Source organism: Ulvibacterium sp. (assembly GCF_965248315.1).
Lineage (GTDB): Bacteria > Bacteroidota > Bacteroidia > Flavobacteriales > Flavobacteriaceae > Ulvibacterium.
In genome coordinates, this window is sequence record NZ_CBDFIX010000002.1 from 1,806,086 (window position 1) to 1,824,135 (window position 18,050).

Sequence of the window (18,050 nt, forward strand, 5' to 3'; positions counted from 1 at the left end):
GGCTAATTTTGGCAAATTATAAGGGCTTTTAGATGATTTTAAATTACTGGTTTTCTACTGCCTTCAAATATCTATCCTTTATACGGGCCTACCAGGCTTTTGTTATATTTCGACCTATCATGGGGTATTGTTCCAGTTCAATGACCTGAGCGCTAACGGGACCGCACTCATCGGAAAGTAAAAAGACGGCCGCAGCTGCTATCTCCTCTGGTTTGAGTAATCTATTTGCGGGCGAAAATAGTTCTGGAAGTTCTTTATGCCAACCCTCCTGCTTTCCCGCCGCTTTTTGATTGGCCAATTCATTTTCCGTTAAAACCCACCCTGGATTGATCTGATTTACACGGACCCCATTTTCCCGGAACAGGGCATCCCCTAGATTTCGAGTCATGGTCATTAGGGCTCCCTTGGAAATGCTGTAAGCCAAGAGGCTAGGTTCGCCGCTCCACGCATTTATGGAACCTATGTTCAATACGCAGCCCTTGGTCTTTTCCAGATGGGGTAGGGCCGTCTGTATGATCGCAAAAGGAGCCAAGGTATTCACCGCTAACATACGCTTTAGAAAGTCCATGTCCGTAGTTGTGATATCGGAAGGCTTGATGATGGCAGCATTATTGACCACGGCATCCACCTTGCCAAAGGTATCAATGGCGACTTTTACAAGTTGTTCGGGAGCTGTTTCCTCCGTAACATCCTGGGTATGCGCCACCAGATTTTCAGTGCCCAATTCGTTGATAAGCTGTTCGGCCTTTTCTTCCCTCAGACCATTGACCACTAAACGGGCCCCTTCCCTAAGGCAAGCGCTGACAATGGCATTTCCAATTCCTGTATACCCTCCGGTAACTATAATAACTTTGTTTTCTAATCGCATGATTTATGAATTCGGTTGTAGAATACTTTTTATCACTTTTCCGGAATGCATGGCCGTAAAGGCGTCATGCCACTCCTCCACGCCCCAAATTCCACCAATAATTGGTTTTACATCAAGGCGACCTGATTGCAGTAAGGATAGTACTTTTTCCCAGATAGGCCAGTTATGGCTAAAACTACCTTGCAATCGTATATTTTTTTGAACCAAAGGGTCTAATGAAAAATTAAGGGGTTGTGGCCCCCAACCTACTTTTGTAATTTGGCCGTTCGGGCGAACCAATTGAAGGGCAACCTGCAGGGTCTGGCTCACGCCGGCCGCATCGACCACACAATCAACACCCAATCCATCTTTCTTTTTTGACCACTCCAAAGCATCTCCGATTATCGTATGGCAATTGTATTGTAGCGCAGTTTTTAGGCGTTCTTTATCGGATTCCAAGCCGACCACGGCCACTTCGGCACCACATAAATTGGCCATGGCGGCACAAAGGATACCTATGGTACCCGGACCTAGGACAATAACGCGATCTCCTGGGCCAATATTCGAATTTACGATAACCGCGTTGTAGGCCACTGAGCAGGGCTCTGTTAAACAAGCATGCTCAAAGGGAAGGTCTTTAGGAACCCTATGCAGGCATCTTGCCGGTACACGTACAAATTGCGTCATGGCCCCGTTCACACCATAGCCAAAACCTTTTCTATCCGGATCTAGATTATACAGCCCTTGTCGGGAGAGGGGGCTATTCGGGTTTATGATAGCCGCGGTTTCGCTGACTACGCTATCCCCTTCTTTCCAGTCTTTAACACGACTTCCTAATTCAATGATATGCCCTCCAAATTCATGGCCCAATACTACGGGGTAGTTTACCGGCCAGCTGTGATCTGCCGTCCATTGGTGTAGATCACTACCACATACCCCAACATGGGACACTTTTAGCAAAACATCATCTTCCCCAATGGTAGGTTTTGAAATTTCCCGTATCTCAACACTACCTTTTTCCGGTGCAAAATTAACTACTGCGGCGGATTTCATAAATACACGTTTCTTTTAGTTGGAAATTTGCCCATATCCGTGGATTTTTTCACAAATAAGTCGAAGTGAACCTTCAAGGTCACCCTCTGCCGTTTTGAAGGCATCGGCATCTATGGTTAATGGGGCGCCAAGAACGACCATAGGAGCACCATATTCCGGGCATTGAATGGCCTGTTCCAGGGAAAGTCCGCCTACGGCCTGTACGGGCACATTTACGGCGGCTACTATCTTTTGTAATTCATCCAATGGACTTGGCATGGGCAGTCCCGCTGCGGCTATCCCTCTTCTTTCATCGTACCCTATGTGGTGAATGATATAGTCACAACCAAGCCCTTCCAGTTGTTTGGCTCCCTCCACCATATCCGGGCAACCCAAATTGTCGCCCATTACCTTTACATTAAAATCCTTCCCGGCCTGTACCACCACTTTAATGGTCTCTTCATGGGCACGGGCCATCACCACCACATGGGTGGCGCCGGCTTTGGCCATCATTTCAGTTTCCAGGTACCCCCCATCCATGGTTTTCAAATCGGCTACAATGGGAACCTCCGGGAAGGCGGCCCTTAGTTTTTTTACGCCGTGTAGGCCTTCTGCCAAAAGTAGGGGAGTACCGGCCTCCAACCAATCCACTCCGGCACGCAGGGCCATTGCTGCGGTTTCCAGGGCTTCATCAATATGGGTAAGGTCTAGGGATATTTGAACAACAGGTCGCATACAAAAAGATTATTCTATAAATATAGAAATTTAGGAGCAAGGACGGTAGGGTAAAGTGAAGTGTTAAGAAACTATTACTTGAGGAACAAAAGAGGCTTGGTCTTATTAGTACTCGAGGCGGGAATTGCCCGGCCTTCCGGGTCTTAGCGAGTCCCAGTTCGAACGCGTTGAAAGTAAAAAATCAATTCAAACGAATTGATTTTATTTCACAAAATTTCACTCAAGTAAACTTGACTCATTTTGTTTCATAAAAAAACCAAGGCAAAAGCTTTGGTTTTTTTACTTATTCGTACTCGAGGCGGGTACCGCCATTCGGCGGCAGAGGTCACAAGTCCCGTTTTTATGTCATTACGTTCCATAAAAAACCCTGACACTTTGGTCAGGGTTTTCTCGTTGTACTCGAGGCGGGACTTGAACCCGCACGGCCATAATGGCCATTGGATTTTAAGTCCAACGTGTCTACCAATTCCACCACTCGAGCAGGACTTAACTATAATTTTTACTTCAATTAAAAAAAAACTCCACCCTTGGTGACTGAGCGGAGTCGAAGTCGAGCGAAAAACGGGATTCGAACCCGCGACCTCCACCTTGGCAAGGTGGCGCTCTACCAACTGAGCTATTTTCGCAGATCATTAAGAACGTAGTACAAAACTATTGCGCGTGCCTGCCTATCGTAAGGCAGGTGCAAATTTAAGACAATTCGGTAAAAGGCAAAGAAATTTAATTGAAAAACTTGTCTGGTCTCCTAGACCTGAAAGGTTTGATGCCTTTACGAGCTCACTTTTTGGTTCTTGGTCAGCAAACGTTTTATTTCATTCAATTTCATGAGGGCCTCTACCGGCGTAAGGGTATTGATGTCCAAATGGGTAATCTCTTCCTTAATCTCTTCCAAGAGCGGATCATCCAGGTTAAAGAAACTTAATTGCATTTCATTCTGAACGGATTGCAGTTTATGGGTCAGTTCTTCGCTGGAATGAGATTTTTCCAACTTCTTCAAGATTTTATGGGCCTTATGGATAACTTGTTGCGGGATTCCGGCCATTTTTGCCACATGGATGCCAAAGCTATGCTCACTGCCCCCGGGGGTTAATTTCCGAAGAAAAAGGACCTTGTCCTTTAGCTCTTTCACAGAAACATTGTAGTTTTTGATGCGCTCAAAAGTCACGGCCATTTCATTGAGCTCATGATAGTGCGTGGCAAAAAGGGTCTTGGCCCTGGCGGGGTGTTCGTGCAGATACTCCGAAATGGCCCAGGCGATGGAAATCCCGTCATAGGTACTGGTTCCTCGCCCTATCTCGTCCAAGAGCACAAGGCTCCGTTCGGAAAGGTTGTTCAAAATAGAGGCGGTCTCGTTCATCTCCACCATAAAGGTAGATTCACCCATGGAAATATTGTCACTGGCGCCCACCCTTGTAAAAATTTTGTCCACGACACCAATTTTTGCATCTTCCGCAGGTACAAAACTTCCTATTTGAGCAAGGAGCACAATCAATGCGGTCTGCCTTAAAATAGCCGATTTACCACTCATATTGGGCCCGGTAATCATAATAATCTGTTGATTTTCCCGATTCAACAATACATCGTTGGCAATATAGGCTTCCCCTAAGGGCAATTGTTTTTCAATAACAGGATGTCTCCCATTTTTGATTTCAATCTCGGTAGAATCGTTGATCAAAGGTTGTACATAGGAATTTTCCCGTGCCAATTGCGTAAACCCACAAAGACAGTCCAATTGGGCAATTTGATGGGCATTGTTCTGAACAGGTGCAATATATTCCTGCATCCAAACTACAAGTTGGGAGAATAACTGTTGCTCCAAGCTTAGGATGCGTTCCTCGGCTCCCAATATTTTTGCTTCGTATTCCTTAAGTTCCTCTGTAATGTATCGTTCCGCACTGACCAAGGTCTGTTTTCGGATCCATTCATCGGGCACCTTGTCCCTATGGGTATTCCGTACCTCAATATAATAACCGAATACGTTGTTGGAGGCTATTTTGAGCGAGCTTATACCCGTACGTTCGGTTTCCCGTTCCAACATTTTGTCCAAGTACTCCTTACCGGAATACGCAAGTTCCCGCAGCTGGTCCAATTCTTCAGAATACCCTTTGGCTACCGTGTTGCCCTTCTGTATGTTCATAGGGGCCTCTTCATGGAGCATTTCCTTGATTCGTGTTCTAAGCATATCGCAGGAGTGCAATTGATCTCCAATGGATTGTAGGGAAGGGTTGTTACTTTGTACAGCTAATTGTTGTATTGGGATAACGGATTCCAATGAATTTTTGAGCTGGATCGTCTCCTTGGGATGGATTCTGCCCGTGGCCACTTTGGAAATGAGTCGCTCCAAATCGCCCATTTGCTTAATATGATGCTGAAGTTTTTGAAGGATATCCTCATGCTGGGATAAATATGCAATTACCTGGTGCCGCCTTCTTATTTTTTCTATATTTTTCAGGGGTAAGGCCAGCCAGCGTTTTAGCATTCGTCCGCCCATTGGGGATAGGGTTCTATCTATAATATCTAAAAGCGTAACCGCTTCGGCATTGACCGAATGGTAAAGTTCTAGATTTTTAATGGTGAAACGATCCATCCAAACATGCTCCTCTTCCGCAATGCGTTTCAGGGCAGTAATGTGTTGCAATTGTCTATGTTGGGTCTCGGAGAGATAATGTAACACCACACCAGATGCCACAATACCGTAAGTAAGGTGATCCACGCCAAATCCCTTAAGTGTGGTCGTCTTAAAATGGGAATTGAGCATTTCCAGGGCATAGTCGTCTTGGAACACCCAATCCTCTATATAAAATGAATGATAATTGGTACCAAAAACTTCGGAGAACTCTTTTTTATGTGCCTTGGAAACCAATACCTCATTGGGCCCAAAATTTTGTAATAATTTATCGATTTGTTCCTCATCTCCCTGGGCCGTAAGGAACTCTCCCGTGGAAATGTCCACAAAGGAGACCCCCAATAGCTTACTTCCAAAGTGAACGGCACACAAAAAATTGTTAGTTTTTGCATGGAGGATATCATCGTTCATGGCCACCCCTGGAGTTACCAATTCGGTAACGCCCCGCTTTACTATGGTCTTTGTCATTTTCGGATCTTCCAGTTGATCGCAAATGGCAACGCGTTGTCCGGCCTTTACCAATTTAGGAAGATAGGTGTTCAAAGAGTGATGGGGAAAGCCGGCGAGTTCCGTACGGTCACCGCCATTGTTCCGATGTGTTAAGATTATACCCAAAATTTGGGAGGCTTTTACCGCATCCTCGCCAAAGGTTTCGTAAAAATCACCGACACGAAACAACAACAGGGCATCGGGATATTTCGTCTTGATGGTGTTGTATTGCTTCATCAAGGGAGTGACCTTTTTTATTTTTGATGTGTTGCGCAAAGCGATTTTAAACGTTTATTTTTACAAAAAATGACTCGAACGAATGTACCGATTTTACGAATCATTGAAAATGGATGTTGATATTTATGGATAAGTTTTCCCATACAACATATGACTCAAATTCCTTTGGGCTAGCGTACCATGGAACCAAAGGATGAATCTTGATGGTTTAACCTGAAATATAGAATCCCAATACCCAAAAATGCGTAAACTTAGAAACGAGGAATTGGAACGTTTGGATGTGATAACATTCAAAAGGACGCCTAAATCCCCTATAACCATTGTTCTCGATAATATCAGAAGTCTTAACAATATTGGTTCGGTATTTCGGACCGCGGATGCCTTTTTGATCGAAAAAATCCATTTATGTGGTATTACAGCGGTTCCACCACACAAGGATATCCATAAAACGGCCTTGGGCGCAACGGAGAGTGTATCCTGGGCATATCATAAAAATACGGTGGAGTTGGTACATGGGCTTAAAGCTCGGGATTTTTGCGTTATGGCCGTTGAACAGGTGGAACATGCTACAATGCTGAACCAATTCTCCATAGATGCCGATAAACAGTACGCTTTGGTTTTTGGCAACGAGGTAAAGGGGGTTTCCCAGGAAGTGTTGGATCTTTGTGATGGTGTATTGGAAATCCCGCAACATGGCACAAAACACTCTTTAAATATTGCGGTAAGTGTAGGCGTCGTCGTCTGGGATCTTTGGTCAAAACTGCATAAAATAAAAATGCCCTAACAAAAATGCTAGGGCAGAAATATATAGTTTGAGTTAGTTAGTTGCTCAATTGAGGGTGCAATAACGTAAATCCATAGGTATTGTGCAAGAAATTTGCCAAAATTGTGTTAATTGAATTGATGAAGTGCAAAGTTTTGGATAGTCCGTACCACAGTTTTGTAATCATCCCGATCCTCCACAAAATCCATTTGACTAATATCTATGGTCAGGCAATTATCCTTCGGGTAGCTTTTTAAAAAATCAAAATAACCCCTATTGATCTTTTCAAGATATTCTGGACCGATATTCCGTTCGTAATCCCGCCCCCGCTTCTTAATATTCTCCAATAGACGTTCCGTAGTTTGGTACAAATACACGTAGATCTGCGGTTTTTTCACTTCCTTGTACATAAAACCAAAAATTTTTCGGTACAGCTCAAACTCTTCTTTTTGCAGTGTGACCTGTGCAAAGATCAACGACTTAAAAATATCATAATCACTTATCATAAAACTCTTGAAAAGGTCGTACTGAGAGGTGTCATCCATAAATTGTTGGTATCGGTCCGCTAAAAATGACATCTCCAAAGGAAAGGCATAGCGACTTTGGTCTTCATAAAAATTGGGCAAAAAAGGATTTTCTGCAAACCTTTCCAAGACCAGTTTACCATTAAATTCAGTTGCCATTCTTTTGGCCAAAGTAGTTTTTCCAGCACCAATATTTCCTTCAATGGCAATAAACTGGACACTTGAAAAAAGTGCTTCCCGAGAGGGAAACAAGGTGTGATCGGTCTTTTTGGGAGTATTCCGATCTTTACATTCCTGCAGGAGATTGCGGGTATCCTTCTTCAGAAGGGGATGGTAATATTGTGGTGCAATATCTGCCAATGGCCTTAGAACAAAACGACGTTCATGTAATTTTGGATGGGGGATGGTGAGTTGGTCCGTATTGATTATCTCGTTTTCGTAATATAAAACATCGATGTCCACTGTTCTGGATGTGTACTCCTTTCCGTTTCGGCGTGTTCTCCCTAATCGCTTCTCAATGGACAACAGACAATTTAGAATGTCCAGCGGTGGTAGGGCAGTCCTAATGGATATACAGATATTATAAAAATCATCTCCTTCAAAACCCCATGACGCGGATTCGTAAATACAGGAAATGGCAGTGACTTCACCAATTTCCTCGTGAATGTGAAATAGAGCCTCTTGGATATTCAAAAATCGATTTCCCAGATTGCTGCCAATGGAAAGATATATCAGATTTGTTGCCTCCATAGATCGAACAAAATAAGTAAAACAAAATCACTTTGGTTATCTTTGGAAAGAATTCTAACAAAGCGTTGCGTGAAATTTTTAAGAAATCTGTTGGCCGCGATACTGGGATGTATGGTCGCCTTTGGAATCATCATGGTGATATTCATGGTATTCCTAAGTCTGGTAAGCAACATAGAGGATACCCCTAATATTAAGGAAAATTCCATTTTGGAACTTCAAATACAACGTCCGGTAAATGATTATGTGGGCACGAATGCCATGGATCCGTTTGCTGGAATTTTTGAGGATTCCCAAGGGCTGGACGACATTCTACAGGCCATTGAAACCGCCCGGGAAGATGCTAACATCAAAGGCATAAGTATCAGCAATAACTTTATCACGGCCGGACTGGCGCAAACCCAGGCAATCCGCAAGGCACTCTCTAAATTTCGTGAAAGCGGCAAATTCATCTATGCTTATTCGGATTACTTTACGCAAAAAGATTATTATTTGGCAAGTGTGGCCGATTCAATTTTTTTGAATCCTGTCGGCGGAATGGATTTCAAGGGGTTGTCTTCTGAAGTATTATACTTTAAGGATTTTCAGGAGAAGACAGGGGTGAAAATGGAAGTAATACGACATGGAAAATACAAAAGTGCGGTGGAACCATTTTTGTCCAATGAAATGAGCGATGCCAACCGAACCCAGATCAAGGAGTTGTTAGGATCGTTGTGGAACTCCATGGTAACCGAAATCTCCGAGATACGCAATATACCTGAAGAAAATTTGAATGTTATTGCGGATACCTTGGGCGGTAGGACTCCGGAATACGCAGTACGGAGCCGTTTGGTGGATTCCATCATATATTTTGACCAATACGAGGAAAAGCTTAGGAACGCTTCTGGTAGGGATACCGGTGAGACCCTAAATTATGTGCATTTGGATGACTATATAAGCTATTCCAATGCCCAAATAAGAACAACCGGGAAGGACAAAGTAGCCGTGGTTTTCGCACAGGGTGAAATTATATATGGTGAGGGTGGCCCCGATGTAATCGGACAGGGTATTATTAACGAAGCTATTATAAAAGCACGTGAGGACGATGCCATCAAAGCCATAGTACTCCGAGTGAATTCTCCTGGAGGTAGTGCCTTGGTTTCCGATATTATTTGGCGGGAAATTGAACTGGCCAAAGCGAAAAAACCGGTCGTTGTCTCCATGGGAAATGTGGCGGCTTCCGGAGGCTACTATATAGCTGCAGGGGCGGATAAAATATTTGCGGAGCCCACAACAGTAACAGGATCCATTGGTGTATTCGGAACAATTCCGAACATCGAACAATTGGCCGAGGATATCGGAATCAACGCGGAACAGGTGGGGACCAACAAAAACTCTATAGATTACTCCCTTTTTGAACCTATGACGGACAATTTTAGAAAAGTAGTACAAGAAGGCATAGAGGAGACCTACACCACCTTTTTACAGCGAGTATCCCAAGGTAGGGGTATTTCAATGGCCCAGGCGGATAGCCTTGCCCAAGGTAGGGTATGGAGTGGGGTGGATGCCAAACGACTGGGTTTGGTGGATGAACTGGGAACCTTGGAAGATGCTATCGGCGAAGTCGCTAAATTAGCTGAACTAGATCGCTATGGCGTTAAAAAATACCCAAAATACAAATCGGGTTTTGAGCGTTTCATGGAAGATTTGGGTGGTTCCAGTTCAAAGACCCGTGAAAGTATCATTGAAAAGGAAGTTGGCCTTGAAGCCTATAATATTATAAAACAGATAAAGACCGCCATGGGGCGAAAAGGTATTCAGGCTCGAATGCCTTTTATTCTCAATATTAAATAATTTATGACCAAAAAGGACAAGAAATTGGCCTACCAGATCTATCTCTATCTGGGGGCACTGTTCATTACCTCGTTGGTGGTGTCCAATCTGATTTTCCAAAAGTTTTTCTACTGGAATCCCTTCGGAAAGATAGAGCTTTTCGGAGCTCCCTTGTTTGAAATTTCAGTGGGTGTATTGCCGTATCCCGTTACTTTTTTGATTACCGATCTCATTTCCGAAATTTTTGGAAAGAAAAAAGCCAACCAGATTGTAACTGCGGGTATTTTTGCCTCCTTTTTTTCCATGGGATTCATTTACATTTCCGATGCAGTACCCGCTATAGCTTCTTCCCCTATTGATGATGCCCTTTTTAAAAAGGTCTTCGCTCTTTCTCCAGTAGCGGTTTTGGCTTCTATGCTGGCCTATCTTGCCGCTCAATATGTGGATATCGCTATTTATCATTTTTGGAAAAAATTGACCAAAGGAAAATACTTATGGCTTCGGAACAACTTTTCTACCTTTCTCTCACAATTTATTGACACGTTTACGGTAGTAGGGCTATTGTGCATTTTTGGCGTACTCCCTTGGAGCCTTTTTTACGGGCTTGTAATCAGTGGATTTGTTTTTAAGATTTTTATAGCATTTTTGGATACCCCTTTTCTCTATTTCTTCGTATATATTCTAAGAAGACGATTTAAACTTGCCATTGGTGAGGAAATCGACTTGGAAGCATAATAAAGAACGCTTTTTTAAGTTCTAATCGAAGAATATACATACTATGAAAAAGAAGGTCCTCCGAATTCTTGCTATTTTCTTACTGTTGGTCATTGCCCTATTGGTTGCGATTCCATTTTTTCTCGAAGCCAAAATAGGGGATATCCTTAAGAACAATGTGAATGCGAATGTAAATGCACATCTCGATTTTACCAATGCTCGTTTAAGCCTACTCGGCAGTTTTCCGAATGCCGAGGTCACCTTGGAAAATGTAACCTTGCTTACTAATGCACCATTTGAGGGAGATACCCTTTTTGCTGCAAGAATGATAGGTTTAAAAATGGGTTTGGGCGAATTGTTTAAATCACAAGGAGACCCTATTGGCATCAAAAATTTTCAAGTGGACGGGGCACAATTGAATATTAAAATTGATAGTGCGGAAAATGCCAATTATGACATTGCCAAGAAATCCGAGGTAGAGGACGTAGCGGAACAGCCTACAGATGGTTTCTCCTTTAACTTGGAATCCTATGGGATTACAGAATCCCAAGTTTCGTATACCGATTTGGCAACAGGTATCCGTTTGCTACTATCCGATCTCCAACATAGCGGAACAGGAGATCTTTCGCTGGAAACTTCGGAATTGGATACACAGACCCAAGCAGGGGTGACTTTTGGAATGGATGGCACCAATTATTTGAACGAAAATAAGCTGAAGCTGGATGCCTTGATAGGTATAGACTTGAAGGAGAATAAATATACCTTTTTAAAAAACGAAGCTCTGGTGAACCAACTACCCTTGATATTTGATGGATTTGTAAAAGTGAACGAAAATAATCAAGAGGTGGCTATTAGTTTTGAGACACCATCGTCTGACTTTAAAAATTTCCTGGCCGTAATTCCGGAAGAATATTCCAAGAATATTGAAAATGTAAAAACTACCGGGAATTTTACTTTGAAGGGGGATGTCAAGGGCGTGATTGATGAAACACATATTCCTAAATTTAACATTAGTATAAATTCTGAAAACGCCTCCTTTAAATATCCAGATTTGCCCAAATCGGTTCGTAACGTTTTCATTGATATGGAAATCAACAATACCACAGGTATAACCGAAGACACCTTCATAACCATTGAAAAATTGTCTTTTACAATAGATGAAGATCGGTTTAACATGACCTCAAAAATCTCCGAACTTATGGGCAATACCAAGGTCAATGCCCATATTGATGGCAAGATGAACCTTGCCAATATCTCCCAAGCTTATCCGGTTCCCGCTGATCTGGACCTAAGCGGAATCCTGAATGCAGATGTGACAACGGCCTTTGATATGGCCTCGGTGGAGAAAAACCAATATGAAAAGACAAAAACGGTTGGAAATGTTAGCGTACGGGATTTTGAATACAGCTCAGCCGAAATTGCCAAGCCCGTAAAATTGAATACTGTGGCCATGAGTTTCAATCCCGAAACGGTAAATCTTGAACAAATGAACGGCACTACGGGCCAAACAGATTTTGACATAACGGGCAAAATCAGCAATCTACTAGGGTTTATGTTCAATGATGAAAAGGTGCAGGGTAATTTCAATCTAAAATCTGGCACCTTCGCCTTAAATGATTTTATGGTGGAGGAAACAGCGGATACTACAGAAACCAAATCGGAAGCACCGGAAGCTATGGAAGAAAGAATAAAAATTCCTTCCTTTTTGGATGTCGGTATCAATGCTACGGCAAACACCGTGATCTATGATAATATTAGATTAAAGGATGTGAAGGGTAACCTGCGGATAAAGGATGAGAAAGCGATTCTGAGCAACATGACCTCCTCAATTTTTGATGGCCAAATGGCCTTTAATAGCGAGGTTTCTACCAGAGATGAAACGCCCACTTTTGCCATGGAACTGGATATGGACCAATTACAGATAGGGGAGACTTTTGAGGCTATGGAAATGTTTCAGGTCTTGGCACCCATCGCCCAGGTTTTAAAGGGGAAATTAGATGCCGAAATAAAACTTTCCGGAAATTTGACAGAAGATTTCACCCCGGACCTCTTAACACTGACCGGAGATTTGCTGGCCAATGTAATGACCCGGGAAATTAATGCCGAGCAGGCTCCATTGCTTTCTTCATTGGATGGTAAGTTGGATTTTGTTAACCTAAATGAACTGGACCTAAAGGACTTGAAAACGAAACTTTCCTTTGAGAACGGACTGGTTAGTGTAAAACCTTTTACTGTAAAATATAAGGATATCGCCATTAACGTGGATGGAGGCCATACTTTTAATAGAAAACTGGATTATAAGGCTACTATGGAAGTTCCGGCCAAATATTTGGGCAAACAGGTCAACGATTTAATAGCTCAAATTGATGATAAGGATTTGGAAACGCTTACTGTTCCCATAACCGCAAATATTGGAGGAAATTACTCCAGTCCTAATGTAAGTACCGATTTAACCTCCGGGGTCAAGAACTTGACCGCTCAATTGGTAGAGATCCAAAAGCAGAAACTCATCAATAAGGGAAAGGACAAGGCTACGGATTTAATCGGTGGATTACTCTCGGAAAACTCGGCTGAAAATGATTCTACTCAAAATGAGGATTCCAGTTCAGATGAAGTTAAAGCGGTGTTAGGGGGTATCTTGGGCGGAAACAAGAACGGAAAAGACAGCGCTCAAACTAATGTAGAGTCCCAGGCCACTCCGGAAAAAGACCCTGTGGAAGAAGCGGCAAAAGGTATTTTGGGAGGTTTGTTCGGAAAGAAAAAGGATACGGTGAAAAAGGAGTAGTTCAATCGATACTTAATCCAACGTAATATCCCTCGCTCCCACGAATATTAAAGACCGTATTATCCTCAAAAATGAGGTATTGTCCTTTAATTCCCTTTAGGATACCCTTATAGCTTGGTTTTTTATTAAGGTTTAGACTATTCACCTTTTCGGGATACTGAAGTACGGGAAACTGTAAATGGGTTTCTTGATTGGTATCAATATAATACTCCGAAGCCTCTTCCGGAATATATTCCTTTAACCGATTCCGCCAATCTACCAGGTTCTCATCCTTTACATTGTTGGTTAACATTTTGCGCCAATTGGTCTTGTCACTGATGTGGTCCTTTAGGGCTACCTCGGTAATACCGGCCAAATAACGATTGGGTACTTCTACAATTTCTATGGCCTCATGGGCACCTTGATCGATCCACCGGGTAGGTACCTGTGATTTCCGGGTTACCCCAACTTTTATGTTGCTGCTGTTGGCCAGGTAAACGATATGTGGTTGCAATTGCACCTTTTTTTCATATTCCAGATCACGATCCTCCTTGTCCAAATGAGCGGTACTAAGTTCGGGTCGCATAATCCAATCACCGGCGGAGGGAATTTTGTAAAAGCAAGTTTTGCAGAAACCTTGTCGATAAATGGGTAGGTCCTTTCCACAGCTTAGGCATTGGTATTTGATAAAGTCAATCTGCAGGCGCTTGTCCAATAGCTGGTTCATGTTCAAAAAGTCGTTCTCAAAAACCAAATAATATTGAATGGGTGTACCCATTTCCGTCTGCATCTTTTGTAAAACACCCTCGTACTGCATAAAAGTATTTCTTATTTGAAAATAATAAGGATTAAAGCTAATTTAGGCGGATAAAGATACCCAAAAATGCCGATACCGCTATTTAATTCCATTGCCTCGTGGTTACTTAAAAAACGTTATCACCAGATAGAACTTTTCCTGAAGTACCCCTTGGAGGTACAGGCGGAGGTACTACAACAATTACTTGAAATAGCCGAGGATACGGAGTTTGGGAAAAAGTACGATTTTGAATCCATTCCGGACTATGAAACGTTTAGAGACCGAGTACCTATTGTATCCTATGAGGAACTGGAGCCGGATATAGAGCGTACACGAAAAGGGGAGCAGAATATATTTTGGCCGACATCCATAAAGTGGTTTGCCAAAAGTAGTGGCACCACAAATGCCAAGAGCAAATTTATTCCAGTAAGTTCGGAGGCCCTTGAGGACTGTCACTACAAATCCGGGAAAGATTTACTTTGTTTGTACCTCAATAATAATGAGAATTCCCAATTGTTTGCCGGCAAAAGCCTTCGGTTGGGCGGTAGTAAGGAATTATATGAGGACAATGGATCTTTTTTTGGTGACCTTTCCGCTATTTTAATTGATAATATGCCCCTTTGGGCAGAGTTTAGCAGTACGCCCAGCAGTAAGGTATCGCTTATGAGCGAATGGGAAAACAAACTAAGGGCCATCATACATGAAAGTACCCAGGAAAATGTAACGAGTCTTGCCGGAGTTCCCTCATGGATGCTTGTCTTGTTGAACAATGTGCTCGAGGAGACCGGAAAATCACATCTGTTCGAAGTCTGGGAGAATTTGGAAGTATATTTTCACGGAGGGGTAAGTTTTGTTCCATATAAGGAGCAATATCAAAAGCTTTTACCTCGGAAAAATTTCAGGTACTATGAAATTTATAATGCTTCGGAAGGTTTTTTCGCCATCCAAGATCGTAATAATGCCAACGACCTTTTATTAATGCTGGACTACGGTATTTTTTACGAATTCATTCCTATGGATTGCTATGGGACCCCTCTTGAAAAAGCCATCCCACTTTGGGAAGTAAAAACAAAGACCAACTATGCCATAGTCATTACCACCAACGCTGGATTATGGCGATACAGAATTGGGGATACTATACGGTTTACCTCAACAAATCCTTATAGAATCAAAGTAACTGGACGTACCAAGCACCACATAAATGTCTTTGGGGAGGAATTGATAATTGAAAATGCAGAGGAGGCCCTAAAAAGTATTTGTAAAAAGACCGGTGCGGAAATAAAGGATTATACGGCAGGTCCCATTTTTATGTCGGGTAGAGGAAAGGGTGCGCATGAATGGATCATTGAATTTAGAAAGCCACCGGAGAAAATCGATTACTTTACTGAGTTTTTGGACAATGCCTTAAAATCACTCAACTCGGATTATGAGGCCAAGCGCTATAACAACATCACTTTAAAGATGCCCAAAGTACATGTCGCCAGGGAGAATCTTTTTTATGATTGGTTAAAATCCAAGGACAAGTTGGGTGGTCAACACAAAATACCGAGATTATCCAATACAAGGGACTACATAGAGGAATTGCTCCAAATGAACAAATAATGGTATCTTAGACAATAACCGTACTACCAACCTTATGTCATGACCGCTGTTTTCAATTTTCTTATGATTGCAGGGGCAGTACAGGGTTTTGTTTTTAACGTAGCCACTTTTTTTTCAAGAAAGAAAATAGAGAAAACTGTCCTTTTCTTGAATCTGTTCGTTTTTTTTCTTTCATTAAATAATCTACAATCCTGGTTGATTGAGAAAGGTTTTGTTTCTTCCCATGGCTTTTGGCAAAATTTTATCATACCCTGGTATGTTCTGATTGTACCGATGTACTATGCCTTTTTGATATCCTATCTTGAGATTGAAAGAAAAAGATGGACATTTATCCTTATCTCGGGAGGTATTTTTTTGTTGGAGTTTTTAACCCGAAGTTGGGTTACATACTTGGTTTATAATGGCGTATGGAACCGGCAGAGGTTGAATGATTATAATATCTTGGAGGATATTGTAACCCTGTCTTATTCCCTATTTCTTTTTTTTAAAGCATACCGGATACTATACAAATATGAAGGATTGCATAGTCCTATCTTGCCTTTTGATAATCTTAACTGGCTTAAACGGTTCATGTCCATGGGCGGGCTTGTGTTTGTTTTATGGATGATGGCCATTTTTTTTAATCTTACGGAAATAGTTGAACAACCCTATAGCTATTATCCCTTGCGCTTGGGCTCTTCTATCTTAATTTATTGGGTAGGGTACCAAGCTTTTTTTCAGTATGTGGTTTTAAAGGATAGAATAGTATTGCGTAGTGTAATCCGAAGCGAGCGAATTACACAAGGCAAAAATGGTCAAAGAGGTTTGCCAAATCTTGATAAGAGCCAAAAAGAAGCAAATACCTTCAAGGAAATTCAGCGCTTTATTTTGAGGGAACAACGATATTTAGACCCTTATTTGAGTCTGGAAAGTCTTTCCCGGGAAATGGATACCAGCACGAGCAGCTTGTCCAAATTGATAAACACATATTCCCATGGCAATTTTTCGGACCATATCAATAAATTACGCATCCAGGAAGCAAAGAAATTATTGTCCCATCCAGATTATGGTGCTTATACCATAGTAGCAATAGGCTTGGAATGTGGTTTCAATTCAAAATCTACCTTTTATACTGCTTTTAAAAAATTTACGGGCAAGACTCCTACACAATTTAGAGCGGAACATTCTTAAAAGTGTTGCTCTTGTCCGAAATCTTATCGACTGGATAATTTCGGACACCCAGGGATAACAGTCCATTAATTTTGCCTTCGAAGTTTAAATAAGAATCATGAAAACAAAGATTTGGTTGCTTATAGGCTGTATGGTTTTTTCCAGTTGCTACAGTTATAAAACAATAGACATTGGAATGCCCACAATTACCGAGGGCAAAAAATATAAGATTATTACCAGCGATGATAAAAAGCACAAAATATGGATTTTGAAGTACGGTGATACATTGATAGGGCGCAAATCAAAATCATCAGAGACTTTAACAAAGCTTGCTCAAGAGGAGGTTAAGGTTATAAAGGAACGAAAGTTTTCTTTCTTAAAAACAGCAGGTCTGCCCATAATACTTGGGGGTACGGCGCTTGGGATATTAGCTATTACCGTTGGACCTGACTTCGATTTGGACATAGACTACATGCAAAATTAGGTCAACATACTTTGCTCAATCATTTCTTTTAAGAAAAAGGACTACATCGAAGAATTACTTCAGATGAACAAATAAATGTGGAGATATGACGTTAAATGTACAATTTGTGGTGCAATTTAACCTAATCAATACTTAATCGTAGAATTCTCATGGCACAAAGACTTGTAGTAATTTCAGATATGTGGGGTGTTAAAAAAGGACTTTGGATTACATCCTACCTTGGTTATCTTCAGCAATATTATGATATAGTTTTCTATGATTGCCAACAATTGGCCAATATAGATTTAACGATCCAAACGGATACAAATATCCATCACGCCTTTGTAAACGGAGGTATAGATACTGCCGTGGCCCATTTATTAAAACGGGAGTACCGCTCAAGTCATTACCTGGCTTTTAGTACGGGTGGTACCATAGCTTGGAAAGCAGGTTTGAAGGGGCTTCCTATGAAATCTTTATATACCATTTCGGCGACTAGAATACGAATGGAAACTGAAAAACCAAACGTACCCATAAGTTTGCTATATGGGGAAAACGACGAATATAGTCCTTCCAGTGAATGGTTTTCCAAAGTTGGTGTTGAAGCGGAAATCGTAAAGAATTTTGGTCATACCTTGTATACAGACGAAAAGATAATTCAGAGCGTGTGCCAGAATTTATTGGATAGAGCAACTAAGAAGATATCGAAGCCCAAAAAAGCGGTATAAACTCTTAGGATGATACATTAAA

General features: G+C 41.8%; 14 protein-coding genes and 2 tRNA genes. 8 read left to right on the forward strand and 8 right to left on the reverse strand.

Annotated features, from left to right (window positions below; translation table 11 throughout):
- Window positions 1-88 precede the first annotated feature (88 nt).
- From ACP2AF_RS09260 to mutS, 6 genes are all read right to left on the reverse strand, one after another.
- The gene (locus ACP2AF_RS09260) at window positions 89-868 is read right to left on the reverse strand and encodes an SDR family NAD(P)-dependent oxidoreductase (protein ID WP_425235889.1); all 780 of its coding nucleotides are present in this window, start codon (window positions 866-868) and stop codon (window positions 89-91) included.
- 3 nt (window positions 869-871) lie between these two features.
- Window positions 872-1,900, reverse strand: coding sequence for a zinc-binding dehydrogenase (locus ACP2AF_RS09265; RefSeq protein ID WP_425235890.1), 1,029 nt, complete (start codon window positions 1,898-1,900; stop codon window positions 872-874).
- A 15-nt stretch (window positions 1,901-1,915) separates the two neighbouring features.
- Window positions 1,916-2,614: an orotidine 5'-phosphate decarboxylase / HUMPS family protein gene (locus ACP2AF_RS09270; RefSeq protein ID WP_425235891.1), complete on the reverse strand. Its 699-nt coding sequence runs from the start codon at window positions 2,612-2,614 to the stop codon at window positions 1,916-1,918.
- A 396-nt stretch (window positions 2,615-3,010) separates the two neighbouring features.
- Window positions 3,011-3,095, reverse strand: a tRNA-Leu gene (locus ACP2AF_RS09275).
- 72 nt (window positions 3,096-3,167) lie between these two features.
- A tRNA-Gly gene (locus ACP2AF_RS09280) sits at window positions 3,168-3,240 on the reverse strand.
- 143 nt (window positions 3,241-3,383) lie between these two features.
- Window positions 3,384-5,966, reverse strand: a complete 2,583-nt coding sequence (gene mutS / locus ACP2AF_RS09285; protein ID WP_425235892.1) for a DNA mismatch repair protein MutS — start codon at window positions 5,964-5,966, stop codon at window positions 3,384-3,386.
- A 241-nt stretch (window positions 5,967-6,207) separates the two neighbouring features.
- Between mutS and ACP2AF_RS09290 the strand changes: the two genes are divergently transcribed.
- Window positions 6,208-6,750 (forward strand): RNA methyltransferase, encoded by a 543-nt coding sequence (locus ACP2AF_RS09290; protein WP_425235893.1) that lies wholly within the window; start codon window positions 6,208-6,210, stop codon window positions 6,748-6,750.
- A 107-nt stretch (window positions 6,751-6,857) separates the two neighbouring features.
- Here the strand turns inward: ACP2AF_RS09290 and folK are convergent, their stop codons facing one another.
- A complete protein-coding gene (gene folK / locus ACP2AF_RS09295) occupies window positions 6,858-8,003 on the reverse strand; it encodes a 2-amino-4-hydroxy-6-hydroxymethyldihydropteridine diphosphokinase (RefSeq protein WP_425235894.1) in 1,146 nt (381 codons plus the stop codon).
- A 69-nt stretch (window positions 8,004-8,072) separates the two neighbouring features.
- Between folK and sppA the strand changes: the two genes are divergently transcribed.
- The 3 genes from sppA to ACP2AF_RS09310 are packed head-to-tail and all read left to right on the forward strand — an operon-like array spanning window position 8,073 to window position 13,311.
- A complete protein-coding gene (gene sppA / locus ACP2AF_RS09300) occupies window positions 8,073-9,833 on the forward strand; it encodes a signal peptide peptidase SppA (protein WP_425235895.1) in 1,761 nt (586 codons plus the stop codon).
- A 3-nt stretch (window positions 9,834-9,836) separates the two neighbouring features.
- On the forward strand, window positions 9,837-10,547 hold the full coding sequence (locus ACP2AF_RS09305; protein WP_425235896.1) for a queuosine precursor transporter: 711 nt from the start codon (window positions 9,837-9,839) through the stop codon (window positions 10,545-10,547).
- 43 nt (window positions 10,548-10,590) lie between these two features.
- Window positions 10,591-13,311 (forward strand): AsmA-like C-terminal region-containing protein, encoded by a 2,721-nt coding sequence (locus tag ACP2AF_RS09310; RefSeq protein WP_425235897.1) that lies wholly within the window; start codon window positions 10,591-10,593, stop codon window positions 13,309-13,311.
- 1 nt (window position 13,312) lies between these two features.
- On the opposite strand, the gene ACP2AF_RS09315 is transcribed toward ACP2AF_RS09310, so the two are convergent.
- The gene (locus ACP2AF_RS09315) at window positions 13,313-14,107 is read right to left on the reverse strand and encodes a DUF2797 domain-containing protein (protein WP_425235898.1); all 795 of its coding nucleotides are present in this window, start codon (window positions 14,105-14,107) and stop codon (window positions 13,313-13,315) included.
- Between the two features lie 66 nt (window positions 14,108-14,173).
- Here ACP2AF_RS09315 and ACP2AF_RS09320 point away from each other — a divergent pair, with 66 nt between their 5' ends.
- The 4 genes from ACP2AF_RS09320 to ACP2AF_RS09335 all read left to right on the forward strand — a co-directional run bounded on the left by ACP2AF_RS09320 (window position 14,174) and on the right by ACP2AF_RS09335 (window position 18,028).
- Window positions 14,174-15,688 (forward strand): GH3 auxin-responsive promoter family protein, encoded by a 1,515-nt coding sequence (locus ACP2AF_RS09320; protein WP_425235899.1) that lies wholly within the window; start codon window positions 14,174-14,176, stop codon window positions 15,686-15,688.
- 39 nt (window positions 15,689-15,727) lie between these two features.
- Window positions 15,728-16,858, forward strand: a complete 1,131-nt coding sequence (locus ACP2AF_RS09325; protein WP_425235900.1) for a helix-turn-helix domain-containing protein — start codon at window positions 15,728-15,730, stop codon at window positions 16,856-16,858.
- Between the two features lie 97 nt (window positions 16,859-16,955).
- The gene (locus tag ACP2AF_RS09330; protein ID WP_425235901.1) at window positions 16,956-17,321 is read left to right on the forward strand and encodes a hypothetical protein; all 366 of its coding nucleotides are present in this window, start codon (window positions 16,956-16,958) and stop codon (window positions 17,319-17,321) included.
- Window positions 17,322-17,470: 149 nt separating this feature from the next.
- On the forward strand, window positions 17,471-18,028 hold the full coding sequence (locus ACP2AF_RS09335; RefSeq protein WP_425235902.1) for a hypothetical protein: 558 nt from the start codon (window positions 17,471-17,473) through the stop codon (window positions 18,026-18,028).
- The last annotated feature ends 22 nt before the right edge of the window (window positions 18,029-18,050 follow it).